Source organism: Chryseobacterium potabilaquae (assembly GCF_902728265.1).
Taxonomy (GTDB): Bacteria; Bacteroidota; Bacteroidia; order Flavobacteriales; family Weeksellaceae; genus Chryseobacterium; species Chryseobacterium potabilaquae.
On the sequence record NZ_CACVBR010000007.1, the window covers coordinates 48265 to 67535 of the forward strand.

General features: G+C 33.7%; 15 protein-coding genes. 1 reads left to right on the forward strand and 14 read right to left on the reverse strand.

Annotated elements, in window-relative coordinates; genetic code table 11:
• Positions 1–152: 152 nt before the first annotated feature.
• From CHRY9293_RS05865 to CHRY9293_RS05885, 5 genes are all read right to left on the reverse strand, one after another.
• Positions 153–587, reverse strand: a complete 435-nt coding sequence (locus tag CHRY9293_RS05865; RefSeq protein ID WP_162032066.1) for a hypothetical protein — start codon at positions 585–587, stop codon at positions 153–155.
• 417 nt (positions 588–1004) lie between these two features.
• Positions 1005–2720 carry a hypothetical protein gene (locus tag CHRY9293_RS05870; protein WP_162032068.1) on the reverse strand — a complete coding sequence of 572 codons (1716 nt, stop codon included), beginning with the start codon at positions 2718–2720 and terminating at the stop codon, positions 1005–1007.
• Between the two features lie 186 nt (positions 2721–2906).
• Positions 2907–4622, reverse strand: coding sequence for a hypothetical protein (locus CHRY9293_RS18595; protein WP_185153196.1), 1716 nt, complete (start codon positions 4620–4622; stop codon positions 2907–2909).
• 253 nt (positions 4623–4875) lie between these two features.
• Positions 4876–6579 carry an FISUMP domain-containing protein gene (locus tag CHRY9293_RS05880; protein ID WP_162032070.1) on the reverse strand — a complete coding sequence of 568 codons (1704 nt, stop codon included), beginning with the start codon at positions 6577–6579 and terminating at the stop codon, positions 4876–4878.
• Between the two features lie 22 nt (positions 6580–6601).
• On the reverse strand, positions 6602–7213 hold the full coding sequence (locus CHRY9293_RS05885) for a hypothetical protein (protein WP_162032072.1): 612 nt from the start codon (positions 7211–7213) through the stop codon (positions 6602–6604).
• A 971-nt stretch (positions 7214–8184) separates the two neighbouring features.
• On the opposite strand from CHRY9293_RS05885, the gene CHRY9293_RS05890 reads away from it, so the two are divergent.
• Positions 8185–9426 (forward strand): site-specific integrase, encoded by a 1242-nt coding sequence (locus CHRY9293_RS05890; RefSeq protein ID WP_162032074.1) that lies wholly within the window; start codon positions 8185–8187, stop codon positions 9424–9426.
• Between the two features lie 529 nt (positions 9427–9955).
• Here CHRY9293_RS05890 and CHRY9293_RS05895 read toward each other — a convergent pair.
• The 9 genes from CHRY9293_RS05895 to CHRY9293_RS05935 all read right to left on the reverse strand — a co-directional run bounded on the left by CHRY9293_RS05895 (position 9956) and on the right by CHRY9293_RS05935 (position 18837).
• On the reverse strand, positions 9956–10978 hold the full coding sequence (locus CHRY9293_RS05895; protein WP_162032076.1) for a TerC/Alx family metal homeostasis membrane protein: 1023 nt from the start codon (positions 10976–10978) through the stop codon (positions 9956–9958).
• Positions 10979–11090: 112 nt separating this feature from the next.
• Positions 11091–11702 carry a TerD family protein gene (locus tag CHRY9293_RS05900; RefSeq protein ID WP_162032078.1) on the reverse strand — a complete coding sequence of 204 codons (612 nt, stop codon included), beginning with the start codon at positions 11700–11702 and terminating at the stop codon, positions 11091–11093.
• Between the two features lie 68 nt (positions 11703–11770).
• Positions 11771–12718, reverse strand: coding sequence for a hypothetical protein (locus tag CHRY9293_RS05905; RefSeq protein ID WP_162032079.1), 948 nt, complete (start codon positions 12716–12718; stop codon positions 11771–11773).
• Positions 12719–12733: 15 nt separating this feature from the next.
• Positions 12734–13822: a toxic anion resistance protein gene (locus CHRY9293_RS05910; protein WP_162032080.1), complete on the reverse strand. Its 1089-nt coding sequence runs from the start codon at positions 13820–13822 to the stop codon at positions 12734–12736.
• 5 nt (positions 13823–13827) lie between these two features.
• A complete protein-coding gene (locus tag CHRY9293_RS05915; RefSeq protein WP_162032082.1) occupies positions 13828–14382 on the reverse strand; it encodes a TerD family protein in 555 nt (184 codons plus the stop codon).
• A complete protein-coding gene (locus tag CHRY9293_RS05920) occupies positions 14372–15196 on the reverse strand; it encodes a phosphoribosyltransferase family protein (protein ID WP_162032084.1) in 825 nt (274 codons plus the stop codon). Before CHRY9293_RS05920 ends, CHRY9293_RS05915 begins: the two co-directional genes overlap by 11 nt.
• Positions 15197–15202: 6 nt before the next feature.
• Positions 15203–15871, reverse strand: coding sequence for an HAD family hydrolase (locus tag CHRY9293_RS05925; protein WP_162032085.1), 669 nt, complete (start codon positions 15869–15871; stop codon positions 15203–15205).
• Positions 15872–16224: 353 nt separating this feature from the next.
• Complete coding sequence (locus CHRY9293_RS05930) at positions 16225–17199, reverse strand: MBL fold metallo-hydrolase (RefSeq protein ID WP_162032087.1); 975 nt, start codon at positions 17197–17199, stop codon at positions 16225–16227.
• 99 nt (positions 17200–17298) lie between these two features.
• Positions 17299–18837, reverse strand: a complete 1539-nt coding sequence (locus CHRY9293_RS05935) for a SulP family inorganic anion transporter (RefSeq protein WP_162032088.1) — start codon at positions 18835–18837, stop codon at positions 17299–17301.
• Between the last annotated feature and the right edge of the window lie 434 nt (positions 18838–19271).

A 19271-nucleotide genomic window follows, 5' to 3' on the forward strand; every position in this document is an offset into this window, starting at 1 on the left:
GAGGACTAAAGTTTAGCCCTCGGATAAGAGAACTTGATAATTATTACAAGGGAATAAATCCCTAACTCAAACCTTCGTTCTATAGACGCAAAATAACAATACGTCCATAAATACCAAGAAATTAACAACTTTACATAAACCTTTCTCCGGGTTTAGGGCTTCGGAGAACAAGCATCTAAAAGAAGAGGTCTCCAAGTACCTCCTGTCAGACTCGTGGATGGATTATCATAATACCAATATCCTCTACACAATCCTCCTTCAGTAGCGCCTACTCCGGCCGTTCCGGAAGCTGCTGTATTAAAAACCAGGAATCCATCAAAATGAGAAGGATAAGCACTGGGATCATCTGTTGAAGGACCTGAAAATGAAGTAAATGTGGTCAAATCCATACGAGGATGCAATAATCCCTTTCCTACATTCGGAGACAAATTATACTCCGGATTGGAAGATGCATCAATAAATGCGGAACTATTAGGTGCAACCGTATTAAGTATACTATTAGAAATTCTTACTTGTCCATAATAATACCCTACTGAAAGTAAAAAAACAACAGTAAGTATCTTTTTTAAATTAAATTTATTTTCCATGTTTTTTATATTTTGCTATTAATAATACAGGATATATTACCTGATTCATTCAGCATCAATATTCATATAGCTACGTGAATAATGATGGGTGTCAACATGACGAAAACACACGTTTTTAATTTTATATCCCAAGCCATCTTTTATAGATTATATTCCATAAAAAGATATGCCCATTCATTACTCTCACAAGTAATCAGATTATCATATAAAACAATCTCTTAGATTACTTGTCCCTATTCCGGCCTGCCCATATGCAATGGTCCAAAAAACGCAATAGGTAATTTATAATTCTTTTTTTCATTGTTATGAGATAGTGTAAAAGAGATCCAAGAGCCAAGGATCAGCCCTTGGAAAACTCAATTACGATAAAAATTTACTTTTTATCTCTATCTTAATTTTTTATAACAAATTTCAATTCTATTCCGAAATACAACGTATTGGACTTCCATTAGACCTAAACATACCATTCGAAATACTACCTGTAGTCTGTGTAAAGTAAAGTCCATACGCATGATCAATCGCACCTCCAAATGCTGGTGTACTACTAAAATAATGGGCACCTACACCTAAGTCATAAATTTGCCCATTGAGTGAACCTCCACTTCTTCTACGAACTCCACTAGCCGGAAAAGTTATATGATTATTAGTACTTGGACAAGTTAATACAAGAGCCGCTCCTTGATATATAAATGTGCTTGGGTCAGTAGCCCATGTTCCTATACGACTTGGCGTGTTATTATTTATTAGAATATTGAATTCTGTAGATGTTGGCACACGGAACCCTGAAGGACACGGGTCATTAGCAAAATTTTTACTAGGGAGACCTTCGCTTCCTACGTTCCAAGCATTATCCGGGATAGCATTGGAATCATTCCAACCAGGCTGAGGACCTAAGTCATTGCCCGTACCCCTTACAGCACTTCTTCCCCATTGATAATAATTACCTATGCTATTTACGGTAGGATTATCTGGATTACTTGGATCCGCTCCGACATTCGACTTTTTCCAAACTTTACTTGAACCACACATTACAACTTCATCAGGGTTAATAGGAGTTCCCCCAACAACAGTTCTTGTAAAAGAACAAACTTGCCCTTGAAAAACAAAAACAAAAGTCGCTGTTCCTGAATTAACAGTTTGTCCGCTAATATCAAATATTAATTGATGATCACTCATTTGACCTGCTCGCAAAGTAGCAACTAACCCCAATACTTGACCACTCGAAGGAATTGTTTGACTCCCGTAAGTTCCAGTTCCTCCGGTAAATGGAATAATAGTATAATACGTACCCGGGAACAAAGGAGGATTCAAACTTTGAGGAATATTTGGATTCGCCAGAGGATAATGTATAGCTCCACTACAGTTTAGCACAACCGGAGATGATTCCGGGGCAACTGTCACCTGCAAATCACAAGCTTGCCCTCCAAATGAAATCGCAAAATGCGCTATACCTGAAGAACTTGGTGTTCCTGCAATCATATAAGTTAAAGAACCATTTCCATTCGCTAAGGTCCCGGCTTGTAAAGTAGCAGTAAGTCCCGTTACTGTAGTAGAAGGAATAGCGGTTCCCGCAGGATAAGCTACTCCATTACCTCCCGTATAAGGAACTTGTACACTTACTCCAGAAGCAACTGCCCCTTGAGTAAGAGTTCCTGTAACAATAGCTCCTGGACAATTAAGCACTGTAACTATAGGATTCGTTGGGGAACATAAATCTGGTCGAAATGGTCTCCATGTTCCTCCTGCATCAGAAGACGAAGAGGGATTATCATAGTACCAAAACCCCCTACACAATGTTCCTTCTGTAGCTCCAACCCCGGCTGTCCCGGAAGTAGCCGTATTAAAAACCATAAACCCATCATAATAAGAAGGATAAGAATTAGGTATTCCTACCGGTAATCCGGAAAACTGCATAAAAGTTGTCAAATCCGTACGTGGATATAATAATCCCTTTCCTACATTCGTAGACAAATTATACTCCGGATTGGAGGATGCATCAATAAATGCAGAACTATTAGGCGCTACCGTATTAAGTATACTATTAGATATTCTTACCTGGCCATAAAAACAACTTGCCAATAGTACAAAAACTATAGGAAGTATCTTCTCTAGATTAATAAATTTGTTTTTCATATTATTAAGTTTTATTATTAAATACAACAGAGTATATTAACTGTTTAATTTAGCATACATATTTTTTGGGTTCTTTAATTACTTTAAATACTGTAAAAGAAAATCCAAGGGCTAGGGGCAAAATAAAGCCCTTGGAAAACTCAATTACGATAAAAATTTATTTTGTTATCACTATTTTTTATATTTTTATTCTGAAATACACCGTATGGGAGTTGCATTCGCTCGGAACAGACCTCCTGCATTCCCTCCTAAAGTCTCTGTAAAACGAATCGCATCTGCGCTTTCATAAAAAGCTCCAGATAAAGCTGTACTACTAAAATAATTAACAGATGACCCAAAACCATAAATTTGCCCATTGAGTGAAGCTCCCTGTTTTCTACGAACTCCACCAGCAGGAAAAGTAATACGATTATTAGTAGCTGGGCAAGTGAACACAACAGCCGTTCCTCTATATGCAGTCATATCTACACTAGAATTCCATACTCCAATACGACTTACCGTGTTATTATTTATTAGGATATTAAATTCTGTAGCTGTTGGCACACGGAATCCTGCAGGACAAGGATCATTAGCCAAGTTTTTACTAGGAACAGCCTCGCTACCTACATTCCATGAGTTATCAGGGATATAAGGAGAGTCGTTCCAACCCGGCTGAGGACCTAAATCGGTGCCCGTACCTCTTACAGTATTTCTTCCCCATTGATAATAATTACCTATACTATTTACGGTAGGATTATCCGGATTACTTGTATCTGCTCCAACATTAGACTTTTTCCACACTTTACTTGAACCACACATTACAACTTCACCTGGGTTAACAGGAGTTCCCCCAACAACACTTCTTGTAAAAGAACAAACTTGCCCTTGAAAAGTAAAAACAAAAGTTGCTGTTCCTGAATTAACAGTTTGTCCGCTAATATCAAATACTAATTGATGATCACTCATTTGACCTGCTCGCAAAGTAGCAACTAACCCCAATACTTCACCTACCGAAGAAATTGTTTGACTCCCGTAAGTTCCAGTTCCTCCTGTAAATGGTATAATAGTATAATACGTACCTGGGAACAAAGGAGGGTTCAAACTTTGAGGAATATTTGGATTCGCCAGAGGATAATGGATAGCTCCACTACAGTTTAGCACAACCGGAGATGATACCGGGGCAACCGTCACCTGTAAATCACAATTTTGACCTCCCAATGAAATCGCAAAATGCGCTATACCTGAAGAACTTGGTGTTCCTGCAATCGTATAAGTCAAAGTACCATTTCCATTCGCTAAAGTCCCGGCTTGTAAAGTAGCAGTAAGTCCTGTTACTGTAGTAGATGGAATAGCGGTTCCCGCAGGATAAGCCACTCCATTACCTCCTGTATAAGGAACTTGTACACTTACGCCAGAAGCAACTGCTCCTTGTGTAAGCGTTCCTGTAACAGTAGCCCCTGAGCAATTAAGAGCTGTAACTACTGGAGGATTTGTTGAGGAGCACAAATCCGCTCGAAACGGCCTCCATGTTCCTCCTGTAACAGAAGAAGATGGATTATCATAATACCAAAATCCTCTACACAATGTTCCAGCCGTAGCTCCAACCCCGGCTGTCCCAGAAGTAGCCGTATTAAAAAGCATAAATCCATCATAATAAGAAGGATAGGAATTGGGAATTCCAACCGGCAAGCCGGAAAAAGAAGTAAAGGTTGTTAAATCCGTACGAGGATACAACAATCCTTTACCTACATTCGTAGATAAATTATACTCCGGATTAGAGGAGGCATCAATAAAGGCAGAACTATTGGGAGCGACCGTGTTAAGGATACTATTAGAAATTCTTACCTGACCATAAAAAGAACTTACCAATAGTACAAAAACTAGAGGAAGGCTCTTCTTTAGGGTAATAAATTTATTTTTCATTTTAAGTTTTTCTATTAAATACGACAGTATAAATTAGCTGACTCAGTCAACATCATATTCTTCCGGCTATTTCTATTTCGATCTATCCCAATGCGATGGTCTCCCAAAGTACAATAGACAATTCTTAATTTTTTTCATCACCAATTATAATTAGAATATGTTACTATAAAAGAGTTCCAAAGGCCAAGGATATTAGCCCTTGGAAAACTCAATTACGATAAAAATTTACATTCGTATCATTATTTTTTATATTTTATTCTGAGATACAACGTATTGGAGTTGCGTTACTTTTTTGCAAAGAAGCATTTGCTCGATTCGTATTAACAGTGAAATAGAAGTTAGTTCCATAAGTGTCTGGTACTAACGGTGCAGCTGTAAAATAATAACCTGCATATCCAAGCCCATAAACAGCTCCGGGCCTCGTGGTAGTGGTTCGGTATCCTGCTGCTGGAAATGTTAATTTATTCCCATTACTAGCACACGTAAGGACGAGTGCAGCAGAAAAGTTTACAGCGTCTGCAGTAGTACTCCAAGTTCCTGTACGAGACATTATATGACTATTATTTAAAATAGTCCATTCAGTAAGTGTCGGAACGCGATAACCTGCAGGACAGGGATCATTGGCTGTATTTTTAATTGGAACAGCTTCACTTCCTAAATTCCAAGAGTTACCGGGAATATTGTTATTTGAATTCCAGCCATTTTGCGTACCTAGGTCATAAGCACTTGCTGCAACTGATCTTCTTCCCCACTGATAATAGTTTCCAACTATTGCTTGGCTTGGTACATCAGCGTTCAGGTTAGGATCAACTCCTAAATTATGTCTTTTCCATCGGCTACTAGACCCACACATTACAACTTCACCTGGATTAATAGGAGTTCCCGCAACAACAGTTCTTGTAAAAGAACAAACTTGCCCTTGAAAAACAAAAACAAAAGTTGCTGTTCCTGAATTAAGAGTTTGTCCGCTAATATCAAATATTAATTGATGATCACTCATTTGACCTGCTCGCAAAGTAGCAACTAACCCCAATACTTGACCACTCGAAGGAATTGTTTGACTCCCGTAAGTTCCAGTTCCTCCGGTAAATGGAATAATAGTATAATATGTACCTGGGAACAAAGGAGGATTCAAACTTTGAGGAATATTTGGATTCGCCAGAGGATAATGGGTAGCTCCACTACAGTTTAGCACAACCGGAGATGATACCGGGGCAACCGTCACCTGCAAATCACAAGCTTGCCCTCCAAATGAAATCGCAAAATGCGCTATACCTGAAGAACTTGGTGTTCCTGCAATCGTATAAGTTAAAGAACCATTTCCATTCGCTAAGGTTCCGGCTTGTAAAGTAGCAGTAAGTCCCGTTACTGTAGTAGAAGGAATAGCGGTTCCCGCAGGATAAGCCACTCCATTACCTCCTGTATAAGGAACTTGTACACTTACTCCGGAAGCAGCGACTCCTTGCGTAAGAGTTCCTGTAACAGTAGCCCCTGAGCAATTAAGCGCTGTAACTACTGGAGGATTTGTTGAGGAGCACAAATCCGGTCTAAAAGGCCTCCATGTTCCTCCTGTCACATTATTAGATGGATTATCATAATACCAAAATCCTCGGCATAATGTTCCATCCGTAGCTCCAACCCCGGCTTTCCCGGAAGTAGCGGTATTAAAAAGCATAAATCCATCATAATAAGAAGGATAGGAATTGGGAATTCCCACCGGCATTCCGGAAAACGCAGTAAAAGTTGTTAAATCCGTACGAGGATACAACAATCCTTTACCTACATTCCTAGATAAATTATACTCCGGATTAGAGGAGGCATCAATAAAAGCTGAACTATTAGGAGCCACCGTATTAAGTATGCTATTAGAAATTCTTACCTGACCATAAAAAGAACTTACCGCTAGTAAAAAAACTAAAGGAAGGATCTTCTTTAGGTTAACAAATTTATTTTTCATCATTTATGTTTTGTGTTTTTTTTTAATATCCTGTTACCCAATCCCATTCGCCACCACCTAAATAGACCAAAGCTCCAGATGACTTAGCTTGCCCTTGCGTCACGGCAGGGTTTCTAGGAGAAGGAGAAATATTAATATTACTAGTTCCAATATTGGAAATATAGACTCTCTTACCCACAGGAATACCAGTAGTAGGAAGAGTTAACGTACGTCCTGATGTCGAAATATTTAGCCTAACAAAATCATCAGTAGCTAAAACCGTATAATCTGAAGTCTGGTCAGCGGTTACATTAAAAGATGTGGAAGCAGTATTTCCTCCCATTCCCTTCCATTTTGAAGTGGGATTATCATAGTAGTAAAAACCAGCTCCGGTAACCTCTGAGGTTTTACCTGAAGATCCTGTACCTGAAGTGACAAATACAAATACTCCATTTTGAGAAGCACCATAGGCAGCATCTTTTGTCGCTAATTCTGCCACTGTATAACGGGGAACCAACACCCCATCAGCTACCGTAGCAGATGAAGTACCTGTAACATCCAATGTTGACTGAGGTGTCTGAGTATTTACGCCCACTTGCCCGAAAGCAAATGCACTCATTAATACTGTCATTGCTGTAATAAATTGTTTTTTCATTTTTTAATTATTTAATGTGTTCTTTTAACTTTATTATTCTTTGATATATAAATACAAAGAGGACTATATCCATCTAAATTTCCCTCCATCCATTGAATCAGAATCTATATCTACCTAGACACTATTAATACAAATGGATATTGAGATTTCTAAATCGAAATCATATAAGATTAGTTTATTCTCATTAATAAACTAATTTCAATTCTTTTAAAATTTTTAGATTCTTTATTGCTGAAACTCAACAATAGACACTGTGCATTCTGGACATTATATTATATAAATGTCTGTTGGATAATGAAGCATCAATTACTTCTATCATCCATCATTGAGCACTCTGAGGAACATAAAATAGAGTAAATTCATTTTTCCATTGTTTTTAAAATATTTTAGTTTTTTTAATAATTTAAACCATATTATGAATATTAAAAACCCATTAATATTCTTTTTTTAAGCCAAGGGCTTTTTATTGAGCCCTTGGATAAAAATCAATTACGATGAAAATCAATTCCGTCAATACTATTATTTCATAAAATAGCCTATAAATACTTTATATAAAATAAAACCTAACTTTAATTTCAACTTATAAAAACACCCCCAACATTACAAATAGTACATTCAAACACTCTTAAATTCAATCCATTGCATTAAAAGGTTCAATCCCTATTTATCCACACTTACACGTAAGAAAAACATGGTAAAAACTAGTCCTATCTAGACTATATATATTTTAAAGTCCTTGGTTTTCAAGAATATTTTATTTATTTTTAGCCAAAATATATTCAATATATGTTATGATTAAAATTTATCTATCAATTTTAATGAATAAATGATTTTTCAACAATTTATAAATCAAGTGTTTATTATTTGGTAATTCATTTTTTTTGTGTATATTTGTGCAGTGAAAGTAGTCTAGATAGGACTATTTTTTTATGGTAATTTCGGTGAAAATTAATTATTTAAGATTTTAAACAATGAAATTTAATTTTTTTCTACCGCAAAATGGAACTTTCAGGTACATCAAACTCTCTATTAGTGAGCATGTTATGCTAGAACAGAAGCTTACTTTTAGAATACCCTTATGCATCTCACACGAGGAGTGGGATGAGGCTAAACAGCGCCCAAAAAACATCTACCTTAAAAAAAATAAAAAACTTAATAATATACTCGACTATATTAAGGTAAGAATTACAGAGTATATTAATAATCATTTTAAACGAAGTAAACCCATCAGCCAAAGAGAGCTATCAAAAGAAATACAAAAAATCTGTATTGAAAAGGAGGTTATCAATCCAGAAAATTCACTTCTTTATTATATGCAGACCTATATCAACTCTAAGAAAGAACTGATATGTGATTCTACACATAAAAGATACAATGTTTTTTATAATCTCTTAAAAAGATTTGAAGGATATACCACCCAAAGACTTTATATTGATTCTCTTAATGGACATTTTATTACGGATTTCATTGCGTTTGGAAAGCAAGAAGAATATAGCGAAAATACAATCTATAGAAGTATTCATTTTGTAAAGACCATTCTTAATTTTGCAGAAAGAAAGGGCATAAAAACATGTGTCCGAGAGCTAGAAGTACGAAGAGAGAAATCACAGAAAACAATTGTTACGTTGACAGAAGAAGAAATTGTTGATATAAAAACTGCAGAAATCCCTCAAGAGCTCGAACCGGCTAGAGACTGGTTATTAATAAGTTGCTATACAGGACAGCGATTTTCTGATTTCATGAAATTTAAAAGTGAAAAAATCGTTAAAATCAATGGAAGGGAATGCATATCCTTTACACAGCAAAAAACACAAAAAGAAATCACACTTCCTTTGCATCCTACCGTACTACATATTATTAAACGTAATGGAAATGATTTCCCAAAACTAATGGACATTCAACAATATAATAGTGCCATTAAAACAATTGCTAAACATTCCAAAATAAATGAACTTTCCAGCGTTAGAAAACGTATCGGACATAGAAGTAAAGTGCTTAAAATTAAGAAATGGAAAGCTATTTCAAGTCACATAGGGCGAAGAAGTTTTGCTACTAATTTCTATGGTAAAATACCCACTCCATTATTGATGGAAGCTACAGGCCATTCTACCGAAAAAATGTTCCTTAGATATATCAATCCTGTTGATAACGATCGCATATTGAGTTTAAGCAACTATTTTAATGACATACATAATGAAAGCGTTATGAAATAAAGCTCTCCATTGGACCATCTAGATAAAAATGATTACACAAATTATATTTAAAAACTATTTCTTTTTTTAGTGGATTAAGAATTTAATCTCATACGAAAGCCGTTATAAGAAAATCCTAAAAAATATATTTTTAAATTATTGATCAATATTATATTTTAATATTGACAGGGAAGTCTTGTGATAAATTTAAGAGAAATATTTCTTATTTCCTATCTATTTTTAGGAGAAAACAAACAATTGTATGCCAACTAAATAAAATATATAATAATAAATTATTTTACAAAAAATCTCTTTACCAACTCTATGCTGTTGCAAAATGAATATTTCCATTGGAAATACAATTCACTTGGAGCTACAACCTATTAATAATTCAAATAATACATTACATTTATAAAAGACCCGATCTTTAGCTTGAATGATTATTTAATTAGGGTATAAAAAGATGGAGCCAAACACCATCTATCATTACATAAAAAAAGCTGTTTCCTATGAAACAGCCCTATACCTTTTAGTCTTCAATTTTCTATTTTCATTCTTCTTTTTTATCCGGAAAAATAATGGATAAAAGCACAGAAATAATCAATACTCCCCCAACAATACCTAATGAAATTGGCGAAGGAATATGAATCCAAGGAGCGATTAACATTTTCACACCTATAAAAGACAATATAATAGCCAAACCATAAGGAAGTTTACTAAACATATGAATAAAGTTTGCTAATAGGAAATACAACGATCTTAATCCTAAAATAGCAAAGATATTGGAGGTATAAAGAATAAACGGATCATTGGAAATAGCAAAAATTGCTGGAATAGAATCTACCGCGAAAAGAACATCTGTAAACTCAATCACTCCCACCACTACCAATAAAGGAGTAGCCATTTTGATTCCATTCTGAACCGTGAAGAATTTATCTCCATCATAATTATCAGAGACTTTCCAAAAGCTTTTAATAAGTCTTGCCCCCGCTGTATTACTATAATCTTCATCATCATCGTCATCTCCATCTCCCCAAGATTTGATACCGGCATATACAAGAAATAAACCGAAAAGAGCCATTACAATATTGATTTTAACAGGATGTCCAAAAATATTCATTTCCGGTAAATAGGTTAAATTAATTAACCCTACACCCGCAAAAATAAATATAGCTCTGAAAATCAATGCTCCAATAATTCCCCAAAAAAGAACTTTATGATGTAAATATTTCGGCACTTTGAAAAAACCAAAAACGAGAATAAATACAAATAAATTATCCACAGACAACGCCTTCTCAATCCAGTACGCAGCCTGATATTGGGTGAATTTTTCTATTGCTAACGCATGATTTTCAGGACTTCCGTCTGTATTAAAAACCCAATATACCACTCCGGAAAAAATCATGGATAAAGAAATCCATACAATAGACCAAATAGTAGCTTCTTTAGAAGAAACTTCGTGACTTTTTTTATTAAAAACCCCTAAGTCAAGGAGCAACATGATAACTACTGTTACCGCAAATCCCCATACCAAACCAGGATGAAGATCTAAAATACCTTGATGTTTATCCACTTTATATTACTTATTATACGATAAAAGCAATAGTTGTATGGTATACAATTATTGCTAATTTTAATTTATATTCCTAGGCCAAAGCCTATTTTATAATTGATCTGTAATTGTATTACAAATATTTTTGCTTAACTGTTTCTATTGTTTCTTGCAATTTTTTATCTGCCGTAGGATCTCCGATCGCATTAAATTTCCATTCCCCGTTTCTCTTATAAAAAACACCCATTACCATTGAAACATGCCCACTAAAAGATTTATCATTGGCAATATCATACTTAGCAAAAACTTCCTTTACCTGAGTAGCAGTTCCTTCATAAATACGAATTGACGCAAAAGGAATAGTACCAAAATCCTGACCTCTGTAACTATTGAGTACCATTGCTACATGCTCTACATTCGGTTCTAAATTATTAAAATCCACAGTAATAACCTCGTTATCAAGACCATCATCTCCATCCACATCACCTGTAAGATCATCACCACTATGCCTTACCGAGCCATTTCTAGATTTTAAATTACCAAAATACACGACTTCAGTGGCATTTTTATTGGCATCATATAAAATACAGCTTCCATCTAAGTCAACTGCTTCTTTTTTTGTTCCTCCGAAAAAACTTTTTTTCTCAATAGCTCCCCAGTTTATTCCCACACAAGCTTGCGCAAGAACTGCCCCATTTTCTTTTGTAAGATTAATTCTTTGACCTTTTTGTAAGTTAATAGCCATTTTTTAATGTTTATTTGTTTATTTTTTAGATAAAATGCGAAAATATAATTTTATTATTTCGGTTTTATTTAATTATTTAAGTTTAAATTCAACATCGCACGAAGTATATTCGTTTCTTCATTTACATCAAATATAGTGCTCATTATATCCATACTTTCTAAATTATGGAGGTAATCCTTTAAAACAGATCCGACACCATCAGGTAGAGTTCTCTTTTTTTCATGGATAGATTCTTCGAGTTCCTCATTTCGTCTATTCAATTGATTAATAATTGAGAGCTGATTAGATTCATTTTCAGAAATATCCAATTGTAATAGCAATTCATTATCCATCAGATACATTCTTCTCCCTTCAATATCAAAAATAAAATACTCATGGGTTTGAAAAATCTTAAAAAGCTCATATTCATCCCTTTCGAGACGATACCCACATACAAAACGAACCTTAAAATTTTGTATATTGAGTTTACCTAATAATTTCCTTTCGATCTGATAATCCTGATATTCATAAGAAGGAACTGCACCTCCTTTCAGTATATCCTCATGACTATCGGCTCTATAAAATTCCATAGCATACTTCTTCTGAAAATAAAGTACATCATTCCAATTTACATCGGACTTATCTTCTGTAAGATCTTTATATATACTTTTAAGATGTTCAGAAAAAATACCACTGTATAATTTTCTATCGGTTTCAAAGCTCTCAACTTTCTTTTCTTCAAAAGCTGATATATACTGATTGTTGATATTAATCTCATTGATAACAGCTAATAAATCGTTTTCTTTTTTCTTTTTGATTTTATTTAGCAGTTCTATCAGACTATCTGTATATTGAAGATGAAAAAGCTCAAGCTTATGACAATCTAATGTCTTATTTTCTTCAAATAGCTTGTGTATAATATCCGTTTTAATGAAAATTGATATAATATCAACATTTTCAAAAAAATTCGAAAGAAGTTTAAGCTTTGTTAATCTTCTTTTACTTTGAGACATTATATTTACAGCTTCATCATCCACCTTTATATTGTTTTATTACCCTCTAATGTTGGCTTTTAATTCATGCTCCAATGACTGTAAATCCTGATCCAGTTTTCTTCTGTTTTCTGCTCCTTGTTTTTGGATCTGCTTTACTTCATTCAATGTGTTGATCAACATACTTGTTGTTTCTCTCAATGTTTCTGCAGAAACTATAGTCTGCTCATTAGCTTTAGCTACATTTCTCGAATTTTGCCCAAGACGTTCAGCATTCTTTCTTAGAATCTCTTCTGTTGTAGAAGATACTTTTTGTTGAATTTCAATATTTTGTTGCTGTCTGTGCATTGCTACAGCCAATGAAAGCTGATTTTTCCATACGGGTAATGTAGTCGTAAGAATGGTCTGCGCTTTTTCTGCAATAGATACGTTATTATTCTGAACCAATCGGATTTGTGGTAAAGATTGCATCATAATCAAACGAACGACCTTAAGATCTGCCATTCTCCTATCTAACCTTGCAATAAAATCTCTTTTATCGGCTATTTGATAGTCTGCATAATTTTGCACATTCGCTTCCATTTCCGCCAGCTCTTGGCCTGCTCTTTCCATTCTTAGATTTCCGGCTACTACTAAATCTTCAATTTGTTTAATAGAGTTCACATTGCTATCAAAAATAGTTTGTAAAACAGCATTATCCTTAGATGAAGTAATAATTCCGGCATTGACTTTATGAGAAATCTGATCGATGTTATTGATAATCTTATCATATTTTGCGAAAAGATTTTCTACTTGCGTCATCACCTTTTTCATAAATGGTAATCGGCTCAAAAACCCTTTTACTTTGTTACTGTTATTCAACTCGTCTACATCCACATAATTGAGCTCAATTAACAAGTTATTGATCAGCTCTCCTACTTCTCCCGAATTTGATCTTCTTACATTTCCTAAAAAACTATCACTTTGATTCGCTAATGTTTTTTGAAGGTCAGCTCCAAAATTAACAATAGATCCAGGATTTGTTTCATCAATCGCGTTCGCCATCATCTCATATTTCTGGCGTTCTTCTACCTGAAGTTGGGTAAGATTGACATTCCCATCTCTATCCACTAGAGCAGGTGTTGCATTAGGTGTTGGTTGCGTATCCATACTAATTATTGATAAATTGATACAAATTTTTCTAATCCTTCTCTTTGCCCAGAACCTACTGCTTCAAATTTCCATTCCTCATTTCTATTATAGATTCTTCCAAACTCTACAGCAGTTTCAATAGAGAAATCTTCATCCAACTCATATTTTAAAAGCTCTTCATTAGTATCTGTATTGAAAATTCTAATAAACGAATTTCTTACTTGCCCAAAGTTTTGCTTCCTAGCTTCCGCTTCATGAATAGTGACTACCACTATAATTTCCTTAACTGCCGCATCTATTTTTGTCAGATCAATCTTAATTTGCTCATCATCTCCATCTCCATCTCCGGTAAGATTATCCCCGGAGTGAATTACCGCCTTATCCGGAGACTCAAGATTATTATAAAATATAAAATGATTATCTGAAATTAACTTTTTATTATCCGCTAATAAAAATAAAGAAGCATCCAAATCAAAAGCTGTTCCCGTGGAAGTACTATTAGTATCCCAACCTAAACCAACTGTGAATTTAGGAGCATTTATATTTTCTCTCTGTCCTTTTTGTAAGTTAATAGCCATAGTATAATTCGGTTTGTGTTAATATATTTATATTATTTTCGTATTCTTTTATTAAATGATAGTTGTTACTGATTGCTAATTCTAGCAAATCATCCATCTGATCTCGTTTTACTTTAGACGAAAGATACTCAAATTTACTTGATTCTAGGCCTAAAATATATTTCACAATTCTTGTATTAAATTGAAAATCAGATTTCGACATTACTTCAATAATATCTTCATGATTTTTAACGGCATAATAATTGAAAAAATTTTCAATGGTAGGGTCAAGATTGAAGTTGATCAGCTCAGCATAGTATAGAAAAATAAAATCAGCATCTACCTGATATTGCTCCAAAATTTTATTCACCGTATATTCATGGCTACCTGTAATTTTTATATCATCAATAAAAATACAGAGTTTACCTCTTAAAAAATCTTTATCGATATAATAAGTATCATTAGAAATCAAACTTTTACGTTCTTCAAAGTTCAAATTACCATAATCTGTTATGTAGGTATGGTTTCGATTGATTTTTGATAAAACGCTAGATTTTTTTCCTTTTTGGAATAAATAGAAATCCAAATACTTTTTAAAGTAAAAACACAAAAAATTCGAAGCTGTTGGAATGGCCATATACGGACTTGGCAAAACCACAATTTCTTTATTGAGATCTAAAAGTTGATTATTTTCAGCAATAAATCCCTCAAATAATTCTTTTGCAAACTTTTCTGCATAGGAGGTAGCGCCATATTTAAAATAGCTGTATTCTGAAGGTGAAAATGAGAGTTCATCCTCTGAATGAATGTGATGTAAACTATACCTTTTGTTCATACCAATTTAGTGTTTAATTAAGTGAGCATTAAAACCAAAATCTTTAGCACCCTTATAATCCGCAATTGGATTATCTCCTACATGCAAAATTTGATCCTTTTCTAGTTTTTTATGGTTAATTTTTTTATTTACTTCCTGAAAAATAAGTGGATTGGGTTTCGAACAGTGAGTTTCATCAGAATAAATATGAAAATCAATATACTGATCCAAGTTCTCTTCCATCAAAAACTTTCTCATTGTTTTTCCTTTGATAAATCCTGTATTACTGAGAATATTAATCGTTTTTCCTTGATCTTTTATTTCCTTAAAAAAGTCATGTAAATTTTTAAATATAATGATGGGTTTATATTCTAAAAACAATTCTTCACTCCGGATGTAAAAATCCTTTAAAGCCTCCTTATTCACCTCTTTTATATCTACTTGCAAAGAAGCCAAAATAAGTAAATACATTTCAAAAGTATCTATATTTCCTCCTGTCAACTCATTCATATTATTGCATAGATCATCATAATATTTCACCATTCTCGCGACCTCATCTATTGACTTTCTTATTTTGAAAAATGAAGAAAATAGCTCAACTCTTTTTGCTTTAAATTCAGGATGAGATTTGATTAAAGTAAGCCACAAATCAAAAGAAAAATGAGCGTGGTTGTGAATGTCGATATCTGTTTTCAAAATATTACCCTTTAAAAATTTTATTTAGCTCCTTCTTGAAAAAGATGGTAATTTCAGTCATCATTATATGCATTGAATAATTCAATTATTCCCAAAGATAAAATTTTTAAAATTAATGCATGAGTTTGGTTTTATGTTTTAAGATATTTTTATGATTTACTGTGATTTAAAAATAAAAAATCATAAAATTTAAAATTTTGTTTAAATAAAATTCATTAAAAAACTCTCTATTATTTACTATTCTTTGGATCGCATCTCTTCTATAATTCAATATATTAAAACCTAAAAATCAAGGACTGTAAAATAATATTACAGTCCTTGATTGATATTGATAAAGTATAATTTAAGCCCCTTTATTCTACCCTTCCCTCAATGCTATAAGGAATAGGAATCCAAATATATTGTTCACATTCAAACCTCAAATGGCCAAATCCAGGGAAAGAAATATGATTTGCCGCAATCAAATATTTCTCTTGAGCCGCTTTTTCATAAAACTCAAAACGTTTCTTTTTACCTTTATCTAGACTGACGTCAAAATGATCCTCCATCAACGGATCCATAAATTGTACACTTCCTACATGAACCAGATCACCCCAAAACATCATTTTTTCCTTTCCATTTTCTAAAAAATAAGCCGTATGTCCAGGTGTATGACCTGCAATTAAAATTGTATTAATACCTGGTAAGATTTCCATATCAGAATCGAACGTTTTTATTTTTTCGGCTTTAATATAAGGTGAAAGAATATTGATTGCATTTTGAAATGTTTTAGGATTATTACTTACTGCATGGACATCTGCATTTTGCTTATTCTTTTCACTCATCCAATACTCTAATTCTGATTTATTAACATGTATAGTAGCGTTTTCAAAAATTCTCTTTCCTTGTACCGTGAGACCTCCGGAATGATCGCCATGGATGTGAGTTAGCAAAATATCTGTAATTTGAGAAGGTGTGTATCCCGTAGACTTTAAACTTTCCACTATTTTTCCACTAAGCTTTCCTCCAAATAATTCCCCTGCTCCCGTATCTATTAAAATAATCTTAGAACCTGTTTTAATTAAGTAAGCATTGATACTAATCTCCACAGGATTTTTAATAAAAGATTGTTGTAAGAGCTTTGTTGCCTCTCCCTTTTCCTGGTTATAGAGTATATTTTCAACATCAAGACTTATAGTACCATCGAGTAATGCCGTTACTTCAAATTTCCCAAATAGAATTTTATAATTCATTTGTCCCTGAACATAGGAACTCCATAAAAGAAATATATTTAAAATAAATATTCTCGTAATCTGTGTCCGTTTTGTTTGATATTTTTTATTGTACATTATCTTGTAAATTATTTTTCAAAGTTACATGATAAGGCTTAAAAAAACACAGTTTAGTGAAATATTACAATCAATTTATTATGCTAAAAATAAAAAGAGTTAATCACCATTCATTACTCTATAGGTAGGATCCTCCTGAATATTTACCTCAATGAGAGCCTCCGCATTTTTCAGCATTTTTCGGCAATCATCACTTAGATAGCGTAAATGCAATGTTTTATTTTGTTGATTATATCGTTTAGAAAGTTTATCTAAAGCATCTATCGCACTCATATCTACCACTCTACTTTCGCTAAAATTAACAATCACTTCTTTGGGATCATTAATAGGATCAAATTTTTCAAGGAAGGACGTTACTGAACAAAAAAATAAAGGCCCCAATATATCGTAATGTTTTATCCCATTTTCATCCACATATTTCTTAGCCCTAATTCTTTTTGCATTATCCCACGCAAAGATCAATGCAGAAATAATAACTCCTATCAACACAGCTAATGCCAGATTATGCAAAAAAATGGTAATCAAGGCTACAATAATTCCTACAAAAATATCAGACTTAGGCATTTTATTAATAATTCGTATAGATACCCACTGAAACGTCCCTATCGAAACCATCATCATGACACCTACCAAAGCTGCCATAGGAATTCTTTCAATGAAGGGAGCTCCCACAAGAATGATCACTAGAATGGTAATTGCTGCAATAATACCTGATAATCTAGCTCTAGATCCGGCATTAATATTAACTAATGTTTGTGCTACCATTGCACATCCTCCCATTCCCCCAAAAAAACCATTCGCTATATTAGCCACTCCTTGAGCCACAGATTCCTTATTAGCATTTCCTTTAGAATTTGTAATCTCATCTACCATAGATAGCGTGAGAAGGGATTCAATGAGTCCAACTCCTGACATAATTAAAGCATAGGGAAAAATAATTTGTAATGTCTCCCACGAAAAAGGCAGTTTGGGAATATGAAAACGAGGAAGATTTCCACTAATATGTGCAATATCAGCAACCGTTTTAGTATTAATCTGAAAACCAACAACAATTGCAAAAACTACAAAAATAGCGACTAAAGAAGCCGGAATAGTTTTAGTGATTTTCGGAAAAAAATAAACAATTGATATCGTAATAATAACCAATTCTATCATAGTGTATAATGCAGTCCCTTGTAGCCAATTCATACTCCCATCCGTATTTATTATTTTAAACTGTTCAATTTGTGCCATAAAAATAATAACAGCTAATCCATTTAAAAAGCCATACATTACAGGTTGAGGAATCAACCGAATAAATTTACCCCATCTCAGCACTCCGACTCCTATCTGAAAAATACCCGCTAAAATGATCGTTGCAAAAAGATATTCTACACCATGAGTTTGTACTAAAGCAATCAATACCACAATCGTAGCTCCAGCTCCTCCAGAAACCATCCCAGGACGTCCTCCTAAAATAGCAGTTACTAACCCCATCAAAAAAGCAGCATATAAACCTATTAGTGGAGAAAGACCAGCTAAAATCGCAAAAGAAAGCGACTCCGGGATCATAGTCATAGCGACAGTAAACCCAGCCAGTAGCTCATTTTTATAATTCACTTTTTGCGGAAATTTAAATAAACCAATAGAATTTTTCATAGAACAACAAAGGTAAGCAGTTCATATGTCTCGTACAATTTTAATATAATACCATCTTTAATTTAAATGATACATAGATTATAGGCAGCACGGCATACCAAAATCAACAATTATATAAATATTTTACTAAATAAAACAATATTTAAAAAAATATTTAAACATAAAACTTTGTATTAATTTTCTTTTTTTCTAAATTTGAAAAAAATGAGGTAAGTTGACTTATTCATGACTCTCAATCTTTCACTAAAATTTGAAAACGATTTTCTATTTAAGATCAACTATCCTCCCTAAAAACACTCTTACTGAAAGTCCAAAGGGTAAATATTTATCATGGCCTGGCAAATGAAAAAGAATAGGAACAGAACAAAAAATGGATAAATATTTAAAAATGCAGGTACATCTTTAACAATCTTTGAAGTACACTAATAAATATT

Excerpts from the sequence above, each read along its gene's own strand:
- CHRY9293_RS05865 (WP_162032066.1), bottom strand. The coding sequence starts at position 587 with ATGGAAAATAAATTTAATTTAAAAAAGATACTTACTGTTGTTTTTTTA.
- CHRY9293_RS05870 (WP_162032068.1), bottom strand. The coding sequence starts at position 2,720 with ATGAAAAACAAATTTATTAATCTAGAGAAGATACTTCCTATAGTTTTT.
- CHRY9293_RS18595 (WP_185153196.1), bottom strand. The coding sequence starts at position 4,622 with ATGAAAAATAAATTTATTACCCTAAAGAAGAGCCTTCCTCTAGTTTTT.
- CHRY9293_RS05880 (WP_162032070.1), bottom strand. The coding sequence starts at position 6,579 with ATGAAAAATAAATTTGTTAACCTAAAGAAGATCCTTCCTTTAGTTTTT.
- CHRY9293_RS05885 (WP_162032072.1), bottom strand. The coding sequence starts at position 7,213 with ATGAAAAAACAATTTATTACAGCAATGACAGTATTAATGAGTGCATTT.
- CHRY9293_RS05890 (WP_162032074.1), top strand. The coding sequence starts at position 8,185 with ATGAAATTTAATTTTTTTCTACCGCAAAATGGAACTTTCAGGTACATC.
- CHRY9293_RS05900 (WP_162032078.1), bottom strand. The coding sequence starts at position 11,702 with ATGGCTATTAACTTACAAAAAGGTCAAAGAATTAATCTTACAAAAGAA.
- CHRY9293_RS05910 (WP_162032080.1), bottom strand. The coding sequence starts at position 13,822 with ATGGATACGCAACCAACACCTAATGCAACACCTGCTCTAGTGGATAGA.
- CHRY9293_RS05915 (WP_162032082.1), bottom strand. The coding sequence starts at position 14,382 with ATGGCTATTAACTTACAAAAAGGACAGAGAGAAAATATAAATGCTCCT.
- CHRY9293_RS05920 (WP_162032084.1), bottom strand. The coding sequence starts at position 15,196 with ATGAACAAAAGGTATAGTTTACATCACATTCATTCAGAGGATGAACTC.
- CHRY9293_RS05930 (WP_162032087.1), bottom strand. The coding sequence starts at position 17,199 with ATGTACAATAAAAAATATCAAACAAAACGGACACAGATTACGAGAATA.
- CHRY9293_RS05935 (WP_162032088.1), bottom strand. The coding sequence starts at position 18,837 with ATGAAAAATTCTATTGGTTTATTTAAATTTCCGCAAAAAGTGAATTAT.